The sequence below is a fragment of the Sulfurimonas sp. RIFOXYD2_FULL_34_21 genome (genome assembly GCF_001830805.1).
Taxonomy (GTDB): Bacteria; Campylobacterota; Campylobacteria; order Campylobacterales; family Sulfurimonadaceae; genus Sulfurimonas.
Genome location: NZ_MICH01000014.1, coordinates 1 through 19,805 on the forward strand (window position 1 = coordinate 1; position 19,805 = coordinate 19,805).

Here is a 19,805-nt window from a genome sequence, read left to right on the forward strand (position 1 = left end):
ATCAACAAATGGACCTTTTTTTACACTTCTTGCCATTTAACTACCTCTTCGGATTAGATTTACGGCGAGTAATAATAAGTTTATCACTTGCTTTTTTACGACGAGTTTTTGAACCCTTCGTTGGTTTACCCCATGGAGTAACTGGATGACGACCTGAATTCGTTTTACCTTCACCACCACCGTGCGGGTGATCTATCGGGTTCATCGCAGAACCACGAGTTTGAGGACGGATACCCATATGACGAGAACGACCTGCTTTTGCAATAACAATATTGATATACTCTTCGTTTCCGACAGTTCCGACAGTAGCCATACACTCACCTAATACTAAACGCATTTCAGATGAAGGCATACGAAGTGAAACATATTTGCCGTCACGTCCCATAATTTGAGCAGAAGTTCCAGCTGAACGAACCATTTGTCCGCCTTTGCCAACTTTTAACTCAATGTTATGTACATTTGTACCAACAGGAATATTCATAAGTTTCATCGCATTACCAGGCTTAATATCTACGCCAGACTCAGCAGAGATAACAGCATCGCCTACATTTAAACCTTTTGGTAAAAGGATATATCTTTTATCACCGTCTGCATATGTAACAAGTGCAATACGGCAGTTACGGTACGGATCGTACTCAACAGTGCTAACTGTACCAGGTACACCGAATTTATTTCTTTTAAAATCGATAATACGGTAAAGTTTTTTAGCACCCGCTTCTTTATGACGAGAAGTTATACGTCCGTTATTGTTACGTCCAGCAGTTGCAGGAAGTTTAACAAGCAATGAACGCACGCTCGCTTTAGAAGTGATATCACTATTTTCAACATTCGTATAAAAACGACGAGACGGAGTTACCGGTCTATAAGTTTTAATTGCCATGTTAAACCGCCAAACTTTCTATTTGTGCACCCTCTGGTAACTTAACGTAAAACTTTTTAAAGTCGTTTTGTTTACCGGCTACACCACGGAAACGTTTTGTTTTTCCGCTTTGATTAAGTGAGTTTACTCTTGATGGAACGATTCCAAAGTACTCACGAAAAACCTCTTTAAGACCTGACTTAGTCATACGTGGAGATGTTTGAACAACAATCATTCCATCCTCTTGCATAGCAAGTGTCTTTTCTGTATATAGTATAGATTTAATATCTGTAATATCTGCCATTATTTAGCCTCACCTACAAGATTTTCCCATACCGCTTTTTCGATCACAAGTGAACGATAATTCGCAGCTAAATAAGCATTTAATTCATTCTCTTCAATTACATACGTGCTTGAAAGATTCTCAAATGCTAAATAAGTTTTTTCATCCAATATCGTTTTAACAAAAAGAGTATCTCTTTGATTTAACGATTTAAACAAAGCCGCAGCATCTTTTGTTTTTCCAGATGCTATTTCAATGCTCTCTACGATGAATAAACTACCCTTTTGTGCATGCTCAGCTAAAGCAAAGTTAAGAGCAAGTTTTTTTTGCTTTTTATTAACTTTTAAATCATAGTTACGATTGTTACTTGGTCCAAACGCTTTTCCACCGCCAACAAATGTTGGAGCACGTTTAGAACCGGCACGACCGCGACCGCCGCCTTTTTGAGCCCATGGCTTCTTACCACCACCTCTAACTTCTGCACGAGTTAAAGCCGTAGCACTGTTAGCTCTCATAGCTGCTTGTGTTGACTTTACGTACAGGTATAAGTTATGAGGATTAATACCAGAAAAACTTTCCGGCAAAGCTAACTCAGAAGCTTTTTCCATTTTTTCATTTAGAACTATTGCGCTCATTATTTAGCTACCTTTACACGACCTAAAGAACCATTAGCTCCAGAAACTGAACCAACAACCGCAATGATTTTGTTTTCAGCATCAAAAGAGATAATTTCGTTCTTAACACTATTTTGTGTATTTCCGTATTGTCCAGGCATTTTTTTACCCTTCATAACACGACCTGGCCACTCTGCATTACCGATAGAACCTGTTCTACGACCAAATCTATGACCGTGTTCAGCAGGACCACCAGAAAAATTCCAACGTTTCATTGCACCAGTAAAACCACGACCTTTTGTGTTGAATGTAGCTTTTACAACTTTAGCTTCTGCTAAAGGTGCTAAATCTAAATCACCAGCTTCAGTGTTTGCTACTTCAATAGTAACAAAACGGTTAAACTCAGATGAAAGGCTGTATTTTTTTTGCTGACCTTCAATTGACTTATTCATTTTTTTACCGCTATTGTAAGCTACAATTGCGCTACCTTCGTTAACTTCACATACCTTAGCATCCAATACTCTTAATAGAGTAACAGGCTTACTAGGAACTGTGATAGTACGGCTCATACCGATTTTTTCAACAATATATTCCACGATGACCTCCTACTTATCCATAGAGCGAACTTCAACGTCCACTTCCGGTGCAAGATCTAATTTCATTAGAGAATCTACAGTCTCCGGCGTAGCAGAAACAATGTCGATTACTCTAGCGTGCATACGAATTTCAAATTGCTCACGTGAACTTTTATTTACGTGTGGAGATTTGATAACAGTATATTTACGAATCTTTGTTGGTAAAGGTATCGGACCACGAATTACCGCGCCTGTACGCTTAACAGCCTCTACGATTGATGCTACAGATCTATCAAGTACACGATGATCGTAAGCTTTCAATTTTAAACGAATTTTTTCCATGTTTTTCCTTCTAAAGAACTCGTCAGGTCTAGCCTAACTATGTTAAGGGAGCGGAATTGTATCCAAAGCGTCTCTAAAATTCAAGTAAATGTAGGCAAAAATTTGAAATATCTATAAATTTATTTCCTTTAAGCAAGGAAATGGTAAAATTAACACATGGAAATATTACTTGAAGAACTATATAAAACGGATATACATGTAGATAAATTTCATTTTAGAAAACTCTACTTAGAAGATTTAAACTATCAGATAAACGGGATTACGCAAAGCGGAAAAACTAAAATAGTCAAAAACTATCTTTTTGGGCTTAAAAAAAACAGTTACATGTATATAGATTGCAGTGACTTGCGTATTGATGTAGATGAGTTAAATAAAACTCTCTCAAATTTTTGTATTAAAAATATGATTAACACTCTTGTTTTGGATAATTACATACAAAGTATAAATATCGTGAACGTACCTCAACTTATCATCTGTAGCGAAATAGAGTACAAGATAGATTTTTTAACGACTCTAAAACTTTATCCGCTTGATTATGAGGAGTTTTTGGCTTATGAGTACAAGTATGATTCAACTGCACTAAATCATTTTTTTCAATTAGGCGGTTTCCCTTCTATGCATAAAATAAACAGTGACGAGAGAGTTATATATCTTCAAAAAGCTCTAAAGAGCAAACTTAACGATGTTGAGTTGGATATTTTGATATTTTGTGCAAAAATGATGGCACAAAAGATATCGCCATATTCTATATATGAAAGAATAAGGCACGGCAGAAAAATATCAAAAGATAAACTCTACAAATCATTTGAAGCACTTAGTGAAAAAAACTATATACATCAGCTGCAAAAGGTAAATCATCCAAAGGCAATTAGAAAGATATACCTTTGCGATATATCTTTAAAATCGGTTCTAACTATTGAAAAGAACTTCGGCAGACTTTTTGAGAATATGATATATTTGGAACTGCTAAAATCACAAAGAGATTGCTTCTATGACGACGGAATTGATTTTTATCTTCCAAAAAACGATGAAGTGATTTTGGGAATGCCTTTTGCGGACGAGAGAACGCTTTTTAAAAAGATGGAAGCCATTGAAGCTTTTTTATTTAGATACCAAATTAAAAAAGTAACGGCGATAACCATGAGCAGAGAAGGAAGTGTAAGCCACCCTTTATCGCGCGTGGATATGATTCCGTTTGATATTTGGGCAATAGGAGACTAAGAAAAATGAAATTTGGAAATTTATGTGGTATTGATGAAGCAGGTCGTGGTCCCATTGCCGGAGACTTGGTAATTGCAGGATGTATTTTGAATTTACATGTAGATGGATTGGACGATTCAAAAAAATTAACCGAGAAAAAAAGAGAGGCTCTTTATGAAGAAATTATCAAAAATTCTGCTTATCATATAGTAGTTTTTTCTCCAAAAGAGATTGACGACAACGGAATTTCATTTTGTTTAAAAAGAGGGCTTGAAGAGATTATGAATCATCTTACATGTAAAGAGTATCTGTTTGACGGAAACTCTTCGTTTGGCGTAAGCGGATTAAATACTATGATAAAAGCCGACGGTAAAATTCCTGAAGTTAGTGCCGCTTCAATACTTGCAAAAGTTACACATGACAGAAACATTATCAAAGATGCTAAAAAATATCCTCTGTATGAATTTGAAAAACATAAAGGATACGGCACGGCTCTACATGTAGAGATGATTAAAAAACACGGCTACTGCGAGATACACAGAAGAAGCTATAAACTAAAAGCTCTTGCACCTACACTGTTTTAAAAATTATCAAGCAGTATTACGTTTACGAAAGTACCTTTGGAGAGGTTAGCGTCCTCTTCACCTGTAATCATCAACGCACTTGAGTTTAACATGTTGGTTAGTATCGCAGAACTTCCAACTTTTTTATCTTTAAAATTTACAAAATATTCACCGTCTTCTACTACTACGTTACAAGCCGTAAATTCAGTAAGGCGGCTTCTTTTTGTAAACTCTTCGCTAAGTTTTGCCGCTACTGTTTTGTATGCAGAGTCGCGTCCTAACATTTTTGCAATAAGCGGAAGTACGTACAGTATAGCCGTAACGGTGGATGAATAGGCGAATCCAGGCAGTGCTAAAACAAATTTTTCCTCTTTTTGTGCCACTAAAATATGCTTACCCGGTTTAATTGCCACGCCTTTATAGACAACTTCAGCCCCTATACGCGGAACTATATCTTTTACAAAATCATAATCGCCCACACTGACTCCGCCCGTACTTACGAGTATATCAGCACAAGAGAGAGCATTTTGAAACGTTTGCATTATTGAATTTTTATCATCGCCGACTGTTCCAAGCTGTACAACTTCTGCACCTGATTGTTCAAAAAGTGCCGCTAAGGTGTAATTGTTTGAACTTCTTATCTGCGAAGGGTTATCGCTGTTTATGCCCAAATCTAAAATTTCGCTCCCTGTTGAAACAACGGCAACACGAGGTTTAAGTGCAACTTTTACCATCACTTTGTTTAAAGCTGCCATTACGCCAATCTCTACAAAACCTATTTTCGTACCCTTTTTGATAAGTATGTCTCCCGCTCTGTAGCCTTCTCCGATAGGACGAACGGCATTACCAAAAGGCACTTTTTCATCTACCGTGATTTTGCCGTTGTTTACACTAACATTTTCTATTTGAATAAGCGTGTCGGCACCGTGAGGCATCATAGAACCGGTAAATGTTTTTATGCATTCGCCATTTTTAATAGTTCGGATTTCGTTGCTCCCAGCAGGATTGTCTCCAAGAATTGTTATACTTTTTCCATCCAAATCAGTGTGAATTACAGCATATCCGTCCATTGAAGCGGTAGGAAACTGCGGGTCGTTGAACTCGGCAACGATATCCTCTGCTAATACTCTTCCAAGAGATGAACTAAGTGCTATATTTTCGCTTCTTGATGAGTTAACATGTAATAAATCCAACATGTTTTGGCTTGTTTCATAAGATAATAGGCTCATTTTAAAATTCCGCTCCCTTTTATAGCAGTTGAGCGATCAAGTGCATAAATTCTCTTACCCTCTTTGATATCATATTTCCATATTGGAGCCGATGCCTTAAAGTCTTCTACAAATTCGTCTATAAACTCCAAAGCAACACGGCGTTTTGGAGAGAAAACAGCAGCTATATATGAAGACTCATGAAGCATTACATCTCCACGGGAGTGTGCCATTTTTATAACGGCACCCCTCTCTTTTGCTTTTTTTTGCCATGCATCAAACCAAGAGTTCAGTATCGGCTCGTAAATGTCAAAACTAAGTCCCTCAATATCGTCCTCGCTTCTTACAGTTCCTACAAAAGGAATATATGCTCCGTAGTTACTCGCTGCTTCTTGTTCATACCAATCTTTTAAAATCAAAGGAACGTCAAGAGGACCGTCATATAAGTAAAGCACTTCTCAACCTCCGCAAACAGGCGGAAGCAAAGCAACTCTGTCGCCGTCTTTTAACTCTACGTCTTTACTGCTTACAAGAGTATCGTTTACCGCAACGGCAGAATTTTCCAGCCACTCTCTCATCTCTTCATCACCTTGCAGTATTACGGCTAATTGACTTAAATTCGTTATTTCTAACTGCATAGGCTCTTTTTGTATCGGTCCTAAAAACTCTACTCTTACCAAAAGATTGCTCCTGAAACTTTTTCTTGCCATGATTATATCAAACTCATCTTTTTTATAAGTTAAGAGCTGTATAATTTTGCCAAATGTTAGTTGGAGAAGTGTGTGGTTTTTGGCAAAATAGAGTATCTAAATCTTTTACCTTTTCATGTTTTTATGAAACGATTTACAAAAAGCAGCCAGCAGAGTATGAGTATGCACTACAAACGCGGAGTTCCATCAAAAATAAATAAACAATTTCTATCACATAGAGTCGATGCAGCTTTTATCTCAAGCATAAGAGCAAAAAACTATAAAAATGTAAACTTAGGGATAATCGCTAAAAAAGAAGTTTTAAGCGTATTGATTATTCCACATGTAGATAGTGTAAATGATAGCGCATCGGAGACTTCTAACGTTCTTGCAAAGATATTAAACATTAGAGGCGAAGTTATAATAGGCGACAATGCTCTTCGTTATTACCTTCAAAACAAACCACATGTAGATTTGGGCGAAAAGTGGCATGAAAAATATAATCTTCCGTTTGTTTTTGCGCTTTTATGCTATCACAAAGACGAAGAGTTTTATAAAAAAATTGAAAAGAATTTCCTAAAAAGCAGAGTAAAAATTCCAAGATATATGCTAAATGAAGCTTCCACAAGAACAAAAATTTCTCAAAACAATATACTGAATTATTTAAAACATATCTCATACCATCTTGATACAAAAGCAAAAATGGGTCTTAGAAGATTTTATAAAGAAGCTATAAAGCTATAGTGTACGGATAGTTACAAACTATTTGTAACTTTATGCTAAAATTATGACAAAATTCACTTCAAAGTAACTATTTAATGTTTAAAAACATCCAGCCGGTAACGCAATATAGACTAATTATAATAACAGCTATATTTTTAACCATTTTTACCAATATACCATTTTTAAAAAATGTTATAGAGGTATATCCGTTAAACGCTCTAAACAGTGCATTTGTCTTGTCTTTATTTGTAGTTTTAGCTGCATTTATAGTACTGCTTTTAACTCTACTTAGTTCAAGATATACAACCAAAACACTTTTAATATCTTTTCTTATTATCTCTGCATTTACAAGCTATTTTATGAACAGCTATCATATCGTTATCGATGATAGCATGATACGCAATTCTATCCAGACAGATTTACATGAGTCTATGGATCTTTTAAGTATTGAGCTTGTAGGATATCTTCTTTTTTTAGGAATACTACCATCTATTGTAGTATATAAATATCCACTGGAATTTACTTCATTTAAAAAAGAAGCTCTATTAAAAATTAAAGTTATCGGTATAAGCCTTAGCATAATTGTTCTGCTGCTTTTAATTTTTAGTAAATTCTACACCTCATTTTTTAGAGAGCATAAGCCTCTTCGCTACTACACAAATCCAACCTACCCTATTTACAGCAGTGTGAAGTTTATAATAGACTCTTTAAAAGATGGTAAAAAAGAGCTAAAACCTATCGGCAGAGATGCTACAATAAACCAAAAACAGAACAAAAGTAAACTTATTATTATGGTTGTAGGCGAAGCAGCAAGAGCAAACCGTTTTTCATTAAATGGTTATACGCGTGAAACAAACCCTCTTTTAAAACAAGAAGAGATAATTAATTTTTCTAACATTCACTCTTGCGGTACTTCAACAGCCGTCTCAGTGCCTTGTATGTTTTCCATCTATAACCGTGAAGATTTTTCAGACTCCAAAGGTCAAACTACGGAAAATGTTCTTGACGTGTTAAACTACACGGATAAAATTGCGATTTTATGGAGAGACAACAACTCTGATTCAAAAGGTGTAGGAGCGCGTATTTTATGCGAAGATTTTAAAAACGGTACAACCAACACCGTTTGCGACATTGAACCGCGCGATGAGGGGATGCTTGTAGGACTTGATAAGTACATTGAGACTAACAAGACAAAAGATATTCTAATAGTACTGCATCAAATGGGTAATCATGGTCCGGCTTATTATAAAAGATACCCGAAAGAGTTTGAAAAATTCACACCGGTTTGTAGAACAAATCAGCTTGAAAATTGCTCACAAGAGGAGATATCAAATGCCTATGACAATGCTATTTTATATACGGACTATTTTCTATCAAAAGTTATTAATTTCTTAAAACCGTATTCAAACACTCATGAAACTGCTATGATATATATGAGTGATCACGGTGAAAGTTTAGGCGAAAATGGTCTGTATCTTCATGGACTTCCATATTTTATGGCACCTGAAAATCAAACACATGTAGCATCTCTTATGTGGTTTGGAGATGAAATCACAAAAGAGATAGATTTGAAAAAACTAAAATCATACTCAGATAAAGAGTTTTCACATGACAATCTTTTTCACACTCTCTTAGGTGTGTTTAATGTAAGCACAAGTGTGTACGAAAAGAACAAAGATATCTTTGCTCCTGCTACTATAAACAGATAATTAGATTATTTTATAATCTCAACTCTATTTCTTCCTTTTTCTTTTGCCATATACAATGCCTCATCGGCTCTTTTTATAAGAGCCTCTATACTCTCATCATTTCTATATTCTGATATGCCTACACTTATTGTTAGTTTTAAATCTGCCGCAAATAGGTAAGACTCTACTGCATGACGGATCTTTTCTCCCAATATATAAGCTCCGTCCATATCAGTCTCTTTTGAGATAATAATGAACTCCTCGCCACCCCAACGTCCTAAAAGATCAACCCTTCTTGTTAGAGTATTTAAAATTTTTGCTATATCTTTTAAAACTTCATCGCCTATTAAATGACCTTTATGGTCATTTACTTTTTTAAAAAAATCAATATCTATCAATATTATAGTAAAGATTCTCTGATATCTTTTACCGCTTTGAAAGCATCTCTCTAGTATTTCATCAATTTTAAGACGATTTGCCAATTGTGTTAATTTATCCGTATGTGCAATTTTTTGTATCTCCGTAATGTTTTCAAATACGGCTATATAGTTTATTTTTGCCGCTTCGGTATAAGATGTTGCATTAACTAAAAACATATGTTCTACATCATCTTTTTTAATTACTACTTTATGAGTTTTTTCAGGATAAGAAACTACATATTCAATCCAACTTTTATCTTCCATTTTAGATTTTAGACATCCGCTTCTAGCTTTAAACATATCACAGATGCAGTTATACTTCGTAAAAAATTCCTCCAAACTATTAAAACCGGTAAATTCAAAAAATTTATTGTTAGCCTTAATAATCGTCTCTCCGTTTGTTAGGATTGTTATATTTGGCGTTATATTAAAAATATAGTTTAATTTATAATTAGACTCTTTTAATAAATGTGTCTTTTCCTCTACTCTCTTTTCAAGTTTTGAGTTTATATTTACAAGTGTATTTGCCATCTTATTTATTGAATTAGAAATCATCTCTATCTCATCATTTGTAAATATTTTAATTCTTTGAGTAAAATCGCCGTTTGAGATTTTTGATGTTATATCTAATATCATATTTATATATCTAAATATATACAATGAAAAAATATAACTAATTATAATTGAGATGACAATACCGATTAACATAATTTTAAACAGTGTTATTTTGAGCTCTTTAATTGGTTGCATAATCTCTTTAATATCTTTTTTTACAACGATTCCTATATTTAGCGGCTCAAAATAATGCACCGTTGATATAACTTTTTCTCTGCGGTAATCAAGCTCATTATCGACAACTTGATGCTCTTTTTTTTGCAACGCTATTTTCATCGGAATTGCATTATCTATATCTTTTTCTAACATGATTAAAGGATATTTTGAAAATCTAAGAGGAGTAAAAATAATAATGTTGCCTTTTTCATCATAACTCCCAAGAAGTGCTTCTCCAGTGTCGTCCAATCCACCTCGCTGTTCTAACATTTCATTTAGAGTATTCAATCTAATTTTAAATATAGTTGTTCCGACAAATGTTTTATCCTTATAAATAGGCGAAGATATGCATAATAACGCTACATTATTGTATATAAAACTAAGATGCGAATAACTGCCGCTTAATGATTTGGTGAACATTTTTTTCATCATTTGCTTATCATATATATTATTGCTTTTAGAAACTATTATATTTGCATTTGTATCCAAAATAATTATGTCTTCTATGTTTCCACGCTCCGTATATAATAATTTTAAAATATTTTCTAGTATTTCATTTAATTTTTTATCGGGATTTTCAAGATAACTTAGAAGGGTTTTTTGTAAAAGCAAACGACTGTTAAAAAGTTCAACCTTCTCCTTGTTATGGAAAAGATACTCTTTTAATCTTTCAAATGTAATATATCCTATAGACTCTAATTGTTTGACTGAAAGTTCTTTGATATTTTTTTGAGTATAGTTAACGTAGCTATAGCTAATTATAACTATAGTAAATGACACGATTGCAGAAATAAAAAATATTATTTTATATTTTATACTCATTCCAAACCATTTTTTTGCTCCATTATATCTAATTTAAAGACAGTTTTAGCATATTACAAAAATTCATTAAAATTAGATTGTTGCGTTTAATTACTAGATAGGAATAATAAAAGAGAAGATGGTGCGGATGAGAAGACTCGAACTTCCACGTCTTGCGACACCAGATCCTAAGTCTGGCGTGTATACCAATTTCACCACATCCGCATGTGATTATTAACAATATAAAAAGGTGGTACGCCCTAGAGGATTCGAACCTCTGACCGATGCCTTAGAAGGGCATTGCTCTATCCAGCTGAGCTAAGGACGCATACATTATAAAAATGGTGCGCCCGATAGGATTCGAACCTATAACCGTCGGATCCGAAGTCCGAAACTCTATCCAGTTGAGCCACGAACGCCACAAAGTTTATTATTTTTATTATTAAGTTTTTATATTTTATTTTTATGGGGTGGGATGCGGGGCTCGAACCCGTGACCCTCGGCACCACAAACCAATGCTCTAACCAACTGAGCTAATCCCACCATGTTATAATAAGAATAAAAATATAAAGTGGTCGGGGTGAAAGGACTCGAACCTTCGGCCCCTTGGTCCCAAACCAAGTACTCTAACCATACTGAGCTACACCCCGACCTGCACATTAAAACAACCCGAGAGCTGATTAATGAGGCGAAATTATAGTCAATAACTTTTAAAAAGTCAATAGTAATTTTGCATTATTTAAAAACTTTTAAATAGCTGACACAAAAAGAGATTAAGATTACTTTGTTACAATACTTTTATATAGTTGTAAAGGGCAGTTTTTGGGTGATTTTTTTAGTGGTATAAACTCTTTTTTAGAAACATTTCTATTTTTTGACATTCTTTTTGGAACTGTAAAAGATGTCAATCTACCTTTTTTGGTAGTCTGGCTAATAATTGGCGGTATTTATCTAACATTTTTGACTAAGTTTATAAATATCAGGGCATTTAAACACTCATTAGATATAGTCAGAGGCAAATACAGCACACTTGATGATATTGGACAAATATCACCTTTTGGTGCTTTAACAACTGCACTTAGTGCTACCGTAGGTCTTGGAAATATTGCAGGTGTTGCACTTGCCGTTGGAGTCGGCGGTCCGGGTGCTACATTTTGGATGATAATTGCAGGTTTTTTAGGAATGAGCCTTAAGTTTACAGAGGTAACACTATCAATTCAATATAGAGAATTTTTAAAAGACGGAACTATTATGGGCGGTGCTATGGAGTATCTCTCAAAAGGTCTTGCAAAAAAGGGTTATGCACAATTTGGAAAAGTGTTAGCAGTTTTATTTGCCGTATTAATGATAGGCGGAGCAATCGGCGGAGGAAATATATTTCAAGTTTCTCAAGCATACAGCGCAATTTCACATGAAGTTGTATTTTTTGAAAAAAATCCCTTAATATTCGGTTTTGCAATAGCATCTTTAACAGGTGCAGTTATTATAGGCGGAATTACAAGAATTTCTGCTTTTACCGAAAGACTCGTGCCTATTATGGTAATCATATATATCGGTGCATCCTTATGGATTTTAGGCTCATTTTATCACAAAATAGATGATGCTTTTATACTTATATTTAAAGAAGCGTTTAGCACAAGTGCCGTATATGGCGGGATAATCGGCTCTTTAGTTCAAGGCTTCCAGCGAGCCGTTTTTTCAAGTGAAGCGGGAATAGGCTCTTCGCCGGTTGCACACGCTCCGGTTAAAACAAAATATCCGGTTAGACAAGGTTTTGTAGCTCTTTATGAGCCGTTTGTAGATACCGTAGTTATCTGTACTATGACTGCTTTAGTTATCATTATTACGGGTGTTTATGAGCCAGATGGCATTTATGCTCCTCTTATCGCTGCAAAAGAGGGAGCGGCGCTTACAAGTGCCGCTTATGGAACTGTAATTGAGTGGTTTCCTTCTATTTTATCTGTTAGCATATTTCTTTTTGCTTTTTCTACAATGATATCTTGGTCTTACTATGGCGAACGTGCGTGGGTTTATCTTTTTGGCTCAAAATTCTCTATTGTATATAAAATTATGTTTTTATCTCTATCCGTAATTGCAACGGTTGTGAGTACGGGAATAATGGTGGACTTTAGTTTTATGCTTATGCTTGCCATGGCACTGCCAAATATCCTAGGACTTTTTATATTAGGCGGAGATGTGAAAAAGCAGCTTGAAGAGTATCTTAGAAAACTAAAAAGCGGAGAATTAGATAAAGAGGCGATTAGATGAGTGATATAAAACAAAAATGTAAAGAACTTTTACATGTACATGAGATTGATATATTCTCAGAGATTGATTTTAACGTAAACGGAGATATTCATACTCTCTCTTATAAATATATTATAGATACTTACATGAAAGCTTCAGAAGAATCAAAGCTTGTCTTTTTAACGGCTTTAAAAAAAGCATCAGAATCTAAAAATATAGGAATAAATAAATTTTTTGAAGGAATGGGACAGCTTCTGCTTATGACTCATCTATCTAACAAAATAGAGGTTTAAACAATATACTAATTAGCGAAGAAAAAGGAATTACTTCCTTTTTCTGACTATTAAAACTGTATCATCCCGTTAATCGGCGAAGAAGCTGTTGCATAAGGACGTTTTGGGATTCTTCCTGATAAATAACTCATTCTTCCAGCAATTACCGCATGTTTCATAGCCTCAGCCATCATCATCGGATTTTGCGCCTGAGCTATTGCAGTGTTTGTCAAAACTCCATCAGCACCTAACTCCATAGCATAAGCAGCGTCGCTTGCACAACCTATTCCCGCATCAACAATTACAGGAACATTTACCGCTTCACGGACAAAGACTATATTGTAAGGGTTTTGAATTCCAAGCCCGCTTCCAATAGGAGCGGCAAGAGGCATTATGGCATGAGCACCTGCATCTTCGAGTCTTTTTGCCATTATAGGGTCATCTGAAGTGTAAGCCATTATAGTAAAGCCATCACGTGCCAAAACTTCACAAGCTTTTATAGTCTCTAAAACATCGGGATAAAGAGTTTTTTGGGTGTCGCCTATAACTTCGAGTTTTATCAAGTCTATTCCCGTAGCCTCGCGAGTTAGACGAAAAGTAGTTATAGCTTCCTCGGCAGTTACACACCCCGCAGAGTTTGGTAAAAACTTAACATTTGTACCTTTAAAAGTATCACGAAGATTCTCTTTGTCCGGATCTGTTATATTTAAACGCCTAACTGCAACCGTAATAAGTTCGCTACCGCTTATTAACGTTGCATCCTTTGTTGTTTGAAAATCTTTATACTTTCCGCTTCCGACTATTAAACGACTGCCTAATTCATACTTTCCGATTTTTAAAATATCTCTCATTTTTATTCCTAATTTTTTTTATCTATAATTTACTAATTCCATCTATTAAATCATCAGGCGTAAGTGAAAAATCAGCACCGCCGTAATTTAACGCAAGTTTAACATGTGCCAGTGAAGCATGAATTGCTGCTTCAAGCGGAGCATAACCTTGAGCCGAAAGTGAACCTATCAAACCGCTTAAAACATCACCGCTTCCGCCCTTTGCCAAAGCAGAAATTCCATGAGGATTGACATAAAACTGGTTGTTTTGTCCAATTATTACATTGGCACCTTTTAAAAGCAGTGTTACATGTACAAACTTATTGCAAAACATTTCTACATATTTAAAACGGTTTTTTTGCAACTCATCGACAGAAATATCAGCTATGCCCGTCAATCTTAAAAGTGAAACAAACTCTTTTACATGTGGAGTAAGAACAGTTTTTTCTCTTTTTAAAATCTCTAAAACTGCTTCCATATAAAATATATCTGCATCCGCGATTAAAGGCAGAGAGTTGTCCAAAAATTTGGCAAGTTCCAACTTGCTAAACTCAGCACCGAGTCCCATTCCCAAAGCCAGTGCCGTTGCGTTTTTGGGTACTTCATGAGAGTATATTAAACTATGCGGTATTTCTATCTTCTCAAACCCCACAAGTGTAACAAGTCCGCTTCCAAACTTTAAAGCCGACAAGGCACTCATTATACTAGCACCGCTCATTTGTCCGCATGCAACCGCTAAATGACCGAAACTGCCTTTATGAGAATCTTTTCTCGTTCTATAAGGCAGTTGTATATCTTCCAAATCAAGCAAATTCCAGTTGCTTGATTTTTCATAGACTTCTCTTGACACACCTAAGTCTAAAACTTTGATTTTTCCTACAAACTCTTTTGAGCTATCAAGAAACATACTTTTCTTTAAAGCACCCATTGTGAGAGTGACATCAGCGCTAAACATATAACATGAAGGAACATCGCATGCAATTTTAAAAGCATTAAGAGAGTTCATCTCATCTATCAAACTTTTTAGCTCGCTGCTTAATTCGCCGCTAAAACCTGTACCTACTATTGCATCAACCAAAACATCACAATCTTGAAGTTTTTCAGACTCTTTTACATCTATGCTAAAAGCTCTTTTTTGTTGTAGCAGTGCCATTTTTGAAGTCGGTTTTTTTGCGTATAAAATTGAGACATCGTACTCTATATGTAAAAGTCTTGAAAGAGCTATACCGTCAGCCCCGTTGTTTCCGCTTCCGCATACGACAATAACTTTTGATTTTTCAGGGAAGTTTTCACGTATATATTCAGCCATGCCGCGAGCAGCATGCTCCATTAAAATATCTTCGCTTAAAAAAAACTCCTCGTAACATCTTTTATCCAGAGATGCTACCTCATCAAAAAGCTTTTGCATCTCTACTCTTCAAGCATATACTCATCTATTTGAACTATATTGCTCTTTATATCGTTAAATAACAGTGTCTGATAGTTTGTTCTATATTGGTAGAAAAATCTGTTTTTCGGCAATTTTTTAAGATTTGCAGTATTGAAATACTCAAAATTAGAACATCTTCCAAGATATAAAAATGTAAATAAAAGTTTAATTTGCGGGCTTTCAAATGTAGAATGAGGTTGAGCCAAAAATGTAAGTCCATACTTTTTAAGATTTAAAAAGTTTAACATGTAGAGCAAAAAGTCTTCAAATTTGGTATAAAAACCGTTTAAATTTTCAATATCATGGAAAAAATAGTAATAATTTTCTAAAAGCCCTTTAATCTGAAGTGTTTCGGTAAGTTTACTTTTTATATCTCTTTTATTTGAAAAATAAGCAGGGTCAACTGCCATATATATATGTTTTTTATCATCAATCAATTTATTAAACTCTACTTGAAACTCATCACTCTCGTCAAATCTTATATAGTTAAAATGCTCATCCTTGTATCTTAATTCAATATTGTCTATTTCTGAATTAGAAAAATCAAGATATAGAGTAGCAACACCGCTGTCTATAACATAGTTTCTTATTTTACAAGCAAGATTTGTTTTACCGGCGCCCTCTTCTGCTAAAATTAATGTATTTAAAAACAGTACTCTCTCTTCTACTTTTAACGTATTAATACTGCTCACATATTTTCCGAGTTTATCTCTCATTTTTTTCCCTCTAAAAAGTTTTTAGTAAACATTATATCTCTTATAAATTAAATTCCAAATATTCTATAGGGTTCTTTACGTTTTTGTACCCAAAAAGAGTATAATTGCGTTATGAATTACAGACAAATAGCACAAGATACCCTTAAAATTGAAGCAGATACTCTTTTACGTAGTGCCGAAAATATTGATGACGTTTTTGATAGAGCGGTTGAGATTATTCTTACATGTAAAGGCAAACTCATTGTCTCAGGTGTAGGAAAATCAGGACTAATCGGAGCAAAAATGGCTGCAACTTTTGCTTCAACGGGAACTCCAAGCTTTTTTCTGCATCCTACCGAAGCTCTTCACGGTGATTTGGGAATGATCGGCAAAGATGATGTAGTTATTGCAATCAGTTACAGCGGAGAGAGTGAAGAGTTAAGCTCAATACTTCCACATGTAAAAAGATTTAACATTCCACTAATAGGTATGACAAAAGATAAAAATTCTACGCTTGGAAGATACAGCGATTTAGTTATAAATGTCGTAGTTGAAAAAGAGGCATGTCCGCTAAATATTGCGCCTACAAGCTCAACGACGTTAACTCTTGCCCTTGGCGATGCTCTTGCAGTCTGTTTAATGAAGGCAAAAAATTTTAAAAGAAGTGACTTCGCCTCTTTTCATCCGGGCGGATCTTTGGGAAAACAGCTATTTGTAAAAGTCAAAGATTTAATGAGAACAAAAAATCTACCTGTTATTAGCGGCGACACAAAACTAAAAGATGCAATTGTTAAAATAAGCGAAGGGCGACTAGGCACTGTTTTAATAACGGATGAAATAGGCAAACTTTTAGCTCTTATGAGTGACGGAGATATTCGTAGAGCTTTGATGAGTGAAGATTTTTCACTAGAAGAGAGCGTTTTAAAATATGCCACCCTAAACCCAAAAACAATAGATGATGAAAATATGCTTGCGAGCGAAGCACTTGTAATTATAGAAGAGATGAAGATACAGCTTTTGGTTGTAACGGATAAAGAAAGAAGAGTTAATGGTGTGCTTCATATCCATACTTTGATAGAAAAAGGTATATCATGAGATTAAATAAATACATTGCCCACCACTCAAGCTACTCAAGAAGAGAAGCGGACAAGGCGATTCAAGACGGTTACGTCAGGATTGACGGAGAGATTGAAACAAACCCTGCAACTGACGTTGAAGAGGGAGTAAATATCGTTTATGTAAGCGGTAAACAAGTAAGCCCTAGAGATAAATATACGGTAATTGTTTATAACAAACCAAAAGGAGAGCTGGTAACAAAAAGCGATCCTAAAGGCAGAAGAACCATATATGACAGCTTAAGCAAAGAATATAAACATTACGTCCCCGTAGGCAGACTCGATTATGCTTCTGAGGGACTGCTTCTTCTAACTGATGCTTCAAAAGTTGCATCTGCGCTTATGGAATCAGACTTGGAAAGAATCTATAAAATCAAAATCAAAGGCGAAGTCACTTCAGAGATGGAAGCCGCTATGCTAAACGGTATGATTCTTGATGATGCATCTGCGGGCGGACACAGCCACTCAAAAGTAACAAAAATGGAATTTAAACCTTTTATAGGGTATAAAATTCAAAAAAATCAGCATAACTACTCTATTTTAAAAGTAGCGCTTAATGAGGGTAAAAACCGCGAACTTAGACGTTTTTTCGCACATTTCGGTACAGATATAGTTGATCTTAAAAGAATAAGTTTTGCAGAAATAGAGTTAAATAATCTCCCTGATGGAAAGGTAAGATTTCTAAGCCGCAGCGAATACTCTGCTTTAGGCAAATTTTTAAAAGACGAGAAGAAATCGGAGCTGAAAAAGAGCAACGAAGAGAAAAAACACTTTGCTAAAGAGGGTAAGAAGCCCGAATTTAAAAAGAGTGATAAAGAGAAGAAACACTTTGCTAAAGATGGTAAAAAGCCTGAGTTTAAAAAGAGTGATAAAGAGAAAAAACACTCCTCTAAAGATAATAAAAAACCAACTTTTAAAGATAAAAAGTTCTCTAAAAAGAAGAGCTGAGATTGAGTGATTTTACGCATCTTTTACGCCCGCAATCTTTTGATGATATAGTCGGACAAGAGCATTTAAGCGCTAAAAATGCACCGCTTAGAGTATTGTGCGAAAAAAATGTTCTTGGACACAGCTTTTTTTTCGGACCTACGGGATGCGGAAAAACCTCTCTTGCAAGAATAATTGCAAAACAGATGGATTTACCGTTTTATGAGTTTAATGCTACAAGCATCAAAATCGAGAATTTAAGAAAAATTTTTGATCAATACAAAAACACCCTGCAAAAACCACTGATTTTTATTGACGAAGTACATCGCCTTGCAAAAAATCAACAAGAAGTTTTACTTCCCGTTATGGAAAACAACTCCGTTTTAGTTATCGGCGCATCAACGGAGAATCCGTTTTTCTCGCTTACATCTGCTATCCGCTCACGCTCTATGCTTTTTGAACTTTACAATATCTCAAATGAAGCACTTTTTAAACTTTTAAACCTGGCATTAGAGAAATCAACTCTTACATGTAAAGAAGACGCTGCTGAGTATTTGGTTCGTAGCAGCGGCGGAGATGCAAGGGCTATGTTAAAACTTTTGGAATTTGCTTCAAACATAGATGAAAATATAACCATAGAGCTTTTAAAATCACTTCGTCCAAACGCTTTAAGTGCAGGAAGCAGTGAAGCCGGAGTACATTATGATTTGACAAGTGCTATGATTAAGTCGATTAGAGGCTCTGATATGGATGCCGCTATTTACTATCTGGCAAGACTTATTGATGGCGGTGAGAGTGCTGATTTTATAGCTAGACGGCTCGTAATACTGGCAAGTGAAGATATCGGAAACGCAAATCCTCAAGCTCTAACACTAACAACATCAGCTATGACAAGCGTATCAAAAATAGGCTATCCTGAAGCTAGAATAATTTTGGCTCAAGCAGTAATATATCTATGTGCATCTCCTAAGTCAAACTCGGCATACATGGCAATAAATGAAGCTTTAAATGCAGTTAAAGGCGGTGTTATTCTTAATATTCCTAAAAATATAACTCAGCAAAATCAAGGCTACATGTACCCGCATGATTATGGCGGATATGTCAAGCAAAAATATCTTGAAAAACCTTTAACATTTGTTAAACTTAAAGATATTGGCTATGAAAAAAAAATTAAAGATTGGTTAAGAAACATTACTGATTTTAGTTAACTTTAATAGTTATAGTTATAAACTACGAGGTTTTATAATAAAAAAGGAGAATTATAATGGAAATTGAGGCATCATCAAATAACATCGTTATTAACGGCAATATAAAAAGCGTTAGTGATTTTCAGCACATTAAACAGATTATTGACAGTGTAATTGCTAACAATTATAAAGAAATTAATATTAACATAATCGATTCTCTCTCCATTACATCCTCAATAATAGGTTACCTTAATAAGCTAGTTTTAAAAGATAATATTAATATCTACATGAATGTAGGAAATGACCAACTTCTGCACCTTTTAGACGATTTAAACTTAGTATCAACCTTCAAAGCAAAAAGAAGATAA

The 19,805-nt window shown here is 35.0% G+C and carries 22 protein-coding genes and 5 tRNA genes; 10 read left to right on the forward strand and 17 right to left on the reverse strand.

Annotated features, from left to right (window positions below; genetic code table 11):
• Nucleotides 1-40 precede the first annotated feature (40 nt).
• The 5 genes from rplB to rpsJ are packed head-to-tail and all read right to left on the reverse strand — an operon-like array spanning nucleotide 41 to nucleotide 2,673.
• Nucleotides 41-880, reverse strand: a complete 840-nt coding sequence (gene rplB, locus A2530_RS09495; protein WP_294883715.1) for a 50S ribosomal protein L2 — start codon at nucleotides 878-880, stop codon at nucleotides 41-43.
• A 1-nt stretch (nucleotide 881) separates the two neighbouring features.
• Nucleotides 882-1,163, reverse strand: coding sequence for a 50S ribosomal protein L23 (locus A2530_RS09500; RefSeq protein WP_294883713.1), 282 nt, complete (start codon nucleotides 1,161-1,163; stop codon nucleotides 882-884).
• Complete coding sequence (gene rplD / locus A2530_RS09505; protein ID WP_294883712.1) at nucleotides 1,163-1,777, reverse strand: 50S ribosomal protein L4; 615 nt, start codon at nucleotides 1,775-1,777, stop codon at nucleotides 1,163-1,165. The genes A2530_RS09500 and rplD overlap by 1 nt, the downstream gene beginning before the upstream one ends.
• Nucleotides 1,777-2,352: a 50S ribosomal protein L3 gene (gene rplC / locus A2530_RS09510; protein WP_294883711.1), complete on the reverse strand. Its 576-nt coding sequence runs from the start codon at nucleotides 2,350-2,352 to the stop codon at nucleotides 1,777-1,779. The genes rplD and rplC overlap by 1 nt, the downstream gene beginning before the upstream one ends.
• Nucleotides 2,353-2,361: 9 nt before the next feature.
• Entirely contained in the window at nucleotides 2,362-2,673 is a 312-nt protein-coding gene (gene rpsJ / locus A2530_RS09515; protein WP_011371921.1) for a 30S ribosomal protein S10, read from the reverse strand.
• Nucleotides 2,674-2,829: 156 nt separating this feature from the next.
• Here rpsJ and A2530_RS09520 point away from each other — a divergent pair, with 156 nt between their 5' ends.
• Together A2530_RS09520 and A2530_RS09525 are read left to right on the forward strand one after the other, a co-directional pair.
• A complete protein-coding gene (locus A2530_RS09520) occupies nucleotides 2,830-3,894 on the forward strand; it encodes an ATP-binding protein (protein WP_294883709.1) in 1,065 nt (354 codons plus the stop codon).
• Nucleotides 3,895-3,899: 5 nt separating this feature from the next.
• On the forward strand, nucleotides 3,900-4,457 hold the full coding sequence (locus tag A2530_RS09525) for a ribonuclease HII (protein ID WP_294883707.1): 558 nt from the start codon (nucleotides 3,900-3,902) through the stop codon (nucleotides 4,455-4,457).
• Here the strand turns inward: A2530_RS09525 and glp are convergent.
• Genes glp through A2530_RS09540 form a run of 3 tightly spaced genes read right to left on the reverse strand, consistent with a single transcriptional unit; the run spans nucleotide 4,454 to nucleotide 6,324 of the window.
• Nucleotides 4,454-5,665 carry a gephyrin-like molybdotransferase Glp gene (gene glp, locus A2530_RS09530; RefSeq protein WP_294883706.1) on the reverse strand — a complete coding sequence of 404 codons (1,212 nt, stop codon included), beginning with the start codon at nucleotides 5,663-5,665 and terminating at the stop codon, nucleotides 4,454-4,456. The genes A2530_RS09525 and glp overlap by 4 nt on opposite strands.
• On the reverse strand, nucleotides 5,662-6,099 hold the full coding sequence (locus A2530_RS09535) for a molybdenum cofactor biosynthesis protein MoaE (protein ID WP_294883705.1): 438 nt from the start codon (nucleotides 6,097-6,099) through the stop codon (nucleotides 5,662-5,664). Before A2530_RS09535 ends, glp begins: the two co-directional genes overlap by 4 nt.
• A gap of 3 nt (nucleotides 6,100-6,102) precedes the next feature.
• A complete protein-coding gene (locus A2530_RS09540; protein ID WP_294883703.1) occupies nucleotides 6,103-6,324 on the reverse strand; it encodes a MoaD/ThiS family protein in 222 nt (73 codons plus the stop codon).
• A 102-nt stretch (nucleotides 6,325-6,426) separates the two neighbouring features.
• On the opposite strand from A2530_RS09540, the gene A2530_RS09545 reads away from it, so the two are divergent.
• A complete protein-coding gene (locus A2530_RS09545; protein ID WP_294883701.1) occupies nucleotides 6,427-7,077 on the forward strand; it encodes an MqnA/MqnD/SBP family protein in 651 nt (216 codons plus the stop codon).
• Between the two features lie 74 nt (nucleotides 7,078-7,151).
• On the forward strand, nucleotides 7,152-8,765 hold the full coding sequence (locus A2530_RS09550; protein WP_294883699.1) for a phosphoethanolamine transferase: 1,614 nt from the start codon (nucleotides 7,152-7,154) through the stop codon (nucleotides 8,763-8,765).
• Nucleotides 8,766-8,770: 5 nt separating this feature from the next.
• Here the strand turns inward: A2530_RS09550 and A2530_RS09555 are convergent, their stop codons facing one another.
• The 6 genes from A2530_RS09555 to A2530_RS09580 form a co-directional block, all read right to left on the reverse strand.
• A complete protein-coding gene (locus A2530_RS09555; RefSeq protein ID WP_294883698.1) occupies nucleotides 8,771-10,756 on the reverse strand; it encodes a diguanylate cyclase in 1,986 nt (661 codons plus the stop codon).
• Nucleotides 10,757-10,875: 119 nt separating this feature from the next.
• Nucleotides 10,876-10,960: transfer RNA gene (locus A2530_RS09560), tRNA-Leu, on the reverse strand.
• A 26-nt stretch (nucleotides 10,961-10,986) separates the two neighbouring features.
• A tRNA-Arg gene (locus A2530_RS09565) sits at nucleotides 10,987-11,063 on the reverse strand.
• Nucleotides 11,064-11,077: 14 nt separating this feature from the next.
• A tRNA-Arg gene (locus A2530_RS09570) sits at nucleotides 11,078-11,154 on the reverse strand.
• Between the two features lie 47 nt (nucleotides 11,155-11,201).
• Nucleotides 11,202-11,278 (reverse strand) — tRNA-His (locus A2530_RS09575).
• A gap of 29 nt (nucleotides 11,279-11,307) precedes the next feature.
• Nucleotides 11,308-11,385 (reverse strand) — tRNA-Pro (locus A2530_RS09580).
• 172 nt (nucleotides 11,386-11,557) lie between these two features.
• On the opposite strand from A2530_RS09580, the gene A2530_RS09585 reads away from it, so the two are divergent.
• Together A2530_RS09585 and A2530_RS09590 are read left to right on the forward strand one after the other, a co-directional pair.
• On the forward strand, nucleotides 11,558-13,003 hold the full coding sequence (locus A2530_RS09585; RefSeq protein ID WP_294883696.1) for a sodium:alanine symporter family protein: 1,446 nt from the start codon (nucleotides 11,558-11,560) through the stop codon (nucleotides 13,001-13,003).
• On the forward strand, nucleotides 13,000-13,275 hold the full coding sequence (locus tag A2530_RS09590) for a hypothetical protein (protein ID WP_294883694.1): 276 nt from the start codon (nucleotides 13,000-13,002) through the stop codon (nucleotides 13,273-13,275). Before A2530_RS09585 ends, A2530_RS09590 begins: the two co-directional genes overlap by 4 nt.
• 50 nt (nucleotides 13,276-13,325) lie before the next feature.
• Here the strand turns inward: A2530_RS09590 and A2530_RS09595 are convergent, their stop codons facing one another.
• The 3 genes from A2530_RS09595 to A2530_RS09605 are packed head-to-tail and all read right to left on the reverse strand — an operon-like array spanning nucleotide 13,326 to nucleotide 16,229.
• Nucleotides 13,326-14,105: a thiazole synthase gene (locus tag A2530_RS09595; RefSeq protein ID WP_294883693.1), complete on the reverse strand. Its 780-nt coding sequence runs from the start codon at nucleotides 14,103-14,105 to the stop codon at nucleotides 13,326-13,328.
• 22 nt (nucleotides 14,106-14,127) lie between these two features.
• Nucleotides 14,128-15,492, reverse strand: coding sequence for an NAD(P)H-hydrate dehydratase (locus tag A2530_RS09600; RefSeq protein WP_294883691.1), 1,365 nt, complete (start codon nucleotides 15,490-15,492; stop codon nucleotides 14,128-14,130).
• Between the two features lie 2 nt (nucleotides 15,493-15,494).
• Nucleotides 15,495-16,229, reverse strand: a complete 735-nt coding sequence (locus A2530_RS09605; protein ID WP_294883690.1) for an ATP-binding protein — start codon at nucleotides 16,227-16,229, stop codon at nucleotides 15,495-15,497.
• A 111-nt stretch (nucleotides 16,230-16,340) separates the two neighbouring features.
• On the opposite strand from A2530_RS09605, the gene A2530_RS09610 reads away from it, so the two are divergent.
• From A2530_RS09610 to A2530_RS09625, 4 genes are read left to right on the forward strand one after another with little or no spacing between them, the layout of a single operon-like run.
• The gene (locus tag A2530_RS09610; protein WP_294883688.1) at nucleotides 16,341-17,303 is read left to right on the forward strand and encodes an SIS domain-containing protein; all 963 of its coding nucleotides are present in this window, start codon (nucleotides 16,341-16,343) and stop codon (nucleotides 17,301-17,303) included.
• Nucleotides 17,300-18,271, forward strand: a complete 972-nt coding sequence (locus tag A2530_RS09615) for a pseudouridine synthase (RefSeq protein ID WP_294883686.1) — start codon at nucleotides 17,300-17,302, stop codon at nucleotides 18,269-18,271. Before A2530_RS09610 ends, A2530_RS09615 begins: the two co-directional genes overlap by 4 nt.
• A gap of 2 nt (nucleotides 18,272-18,273) precedes the next feature.
• The gene (locus A2530_RS09620) at nucleotides 18,274-19,458 is read left to right on the forward strand and encodes a replication-associated recombination protein A (protein ID WP_294883685.1); all 1,185 of its coding nucleotides are present in this window, start codon (nucleotides 18,274-18,276) and stop codon (nucleotides 19,456-19,458) included.
• Nucleotides 19,459-19,514: 56 nt separating this feature from the next.
• On the forward strand, nucleotides 19,515-19,805 hold the full coding sequence (locus tag A2530_RS09625) for a hypothetical protein (protein WP_294883684.1): 291 nt from the start codon (nucleotides 19,515-19,517) through the stop codon (nucleotides 19,803-19,805).

Excerpts from the sequence above, each read along its gene's own strand:
- rplB (WP_294883715.1), bottom strand. The coding sequence starts at position 880 with ATGGCAATTAAAACTTATAGACCGGTAACTCCGTCTCGTCGTTTTTAT.
- A2530_RS09500 (WP_294883713.1), bottom strand. The coding sequence starts at position 1,163 with ATGGCAGATATTACAGATATTAAATCTATACTATATACAGAAAAGACA.
- rplD (WP_294883712.1), bottom strand. The coding sequence starts at position 1,777 with ATGAGCGCAATAGTTCTAAATGAAAAAATGGAAAAAGCTTCTGAGTTA.
- rpsJ (WP_011371921.1), bottom strand. The coding sequence starts at position 2,673 with ATGGAAAAAATTCGTTTAAAATTGAAAGCTTACGATCATCGTGTACTT.
- A2530_RS09520 (WP_294883709.1), top strand. The coding sequence starts at position 2,830 with ATGGAAATATTACTTGAAGAACTATATAAAACGGATATACATGTAGAT.
- A2530_RS09525 (WP_294883707.1), top strand. The coding sequence starts at position 3,900 with ATGAAATTTGGAAATTTATGTGGTATTGATGAAGCAGGTCGTGGTCCC.
- glp (WP_294883706.1), bottom strand. The coding sequence starts at position 5,665 with ATGAGCCTATTATCTTATGAAACAAGCCAAAACATGTTGGATTTATTA.
- A2530_RS09550 (WP_294883699.1), top strand. The coding sequence starts at position 7,152 with ATGTTTAAAAACATCCAGCCGGTAACGCAATATAGACTAATTATAATA.
- A2530_RS09555 (WP_294883698.1), bottom strand. The coding sequence starts at position 10,756 with ATGAGTATAAAATATAAAATAATATTTTTTATTTCTGCAATCGTGTCA.
- A2530_RS09590 (WP_294883694.1), top strand. The coding sequence starts at position 13,000 with ATGAGTGATATAAAACAAAAATGTAAAGAACTTTTACATGTACATGAG.
- A2530_RS09595 (WP_294883693.1), bottom strand. The coding sequence starts at position 14,105 with ATGAGAGATATTTTAAAAATCGGAAAGTATGAATTAGGCAGTCGTTTA.
- A2530_RS09600 (WP_294883691.1), bottom strand. The coding sequence starts at position 15,492 with ATGCAAAAGCTTTTTGATGAGGTAGCATCTCTGGATAAAAGATGTTAC.
- A2530_RS09605 (WP_294883690.1), bottom strand. The coding sequence starts at position 16,229 with ATGAGAGATAAACTCGGAAAATATGTGAGCAGTATTAATACGTTAAAA.
- A2530_RS09610 (WP_294883688.1), top strand. The coding sequence starts at position 16,341 with ATGAATTACAGACAAATAGCACAAGATACCCTTAAAATTGAAGCAGAT.
- A2530_RS09615 (WP_294883686.1), top strand. The coding sequence starts at position 17,300 with ATGAGATTAAATAAATACATTGCCCACCACTCAAGCTACTCAAGAAGA.
- A2530_RS09625 (WP_294883684.1), top strand. The coding sequence starts at position 19,515 with ATGGAAATTGAGGCATCATCAAATAACATCGTTATTAACGGCAATATA.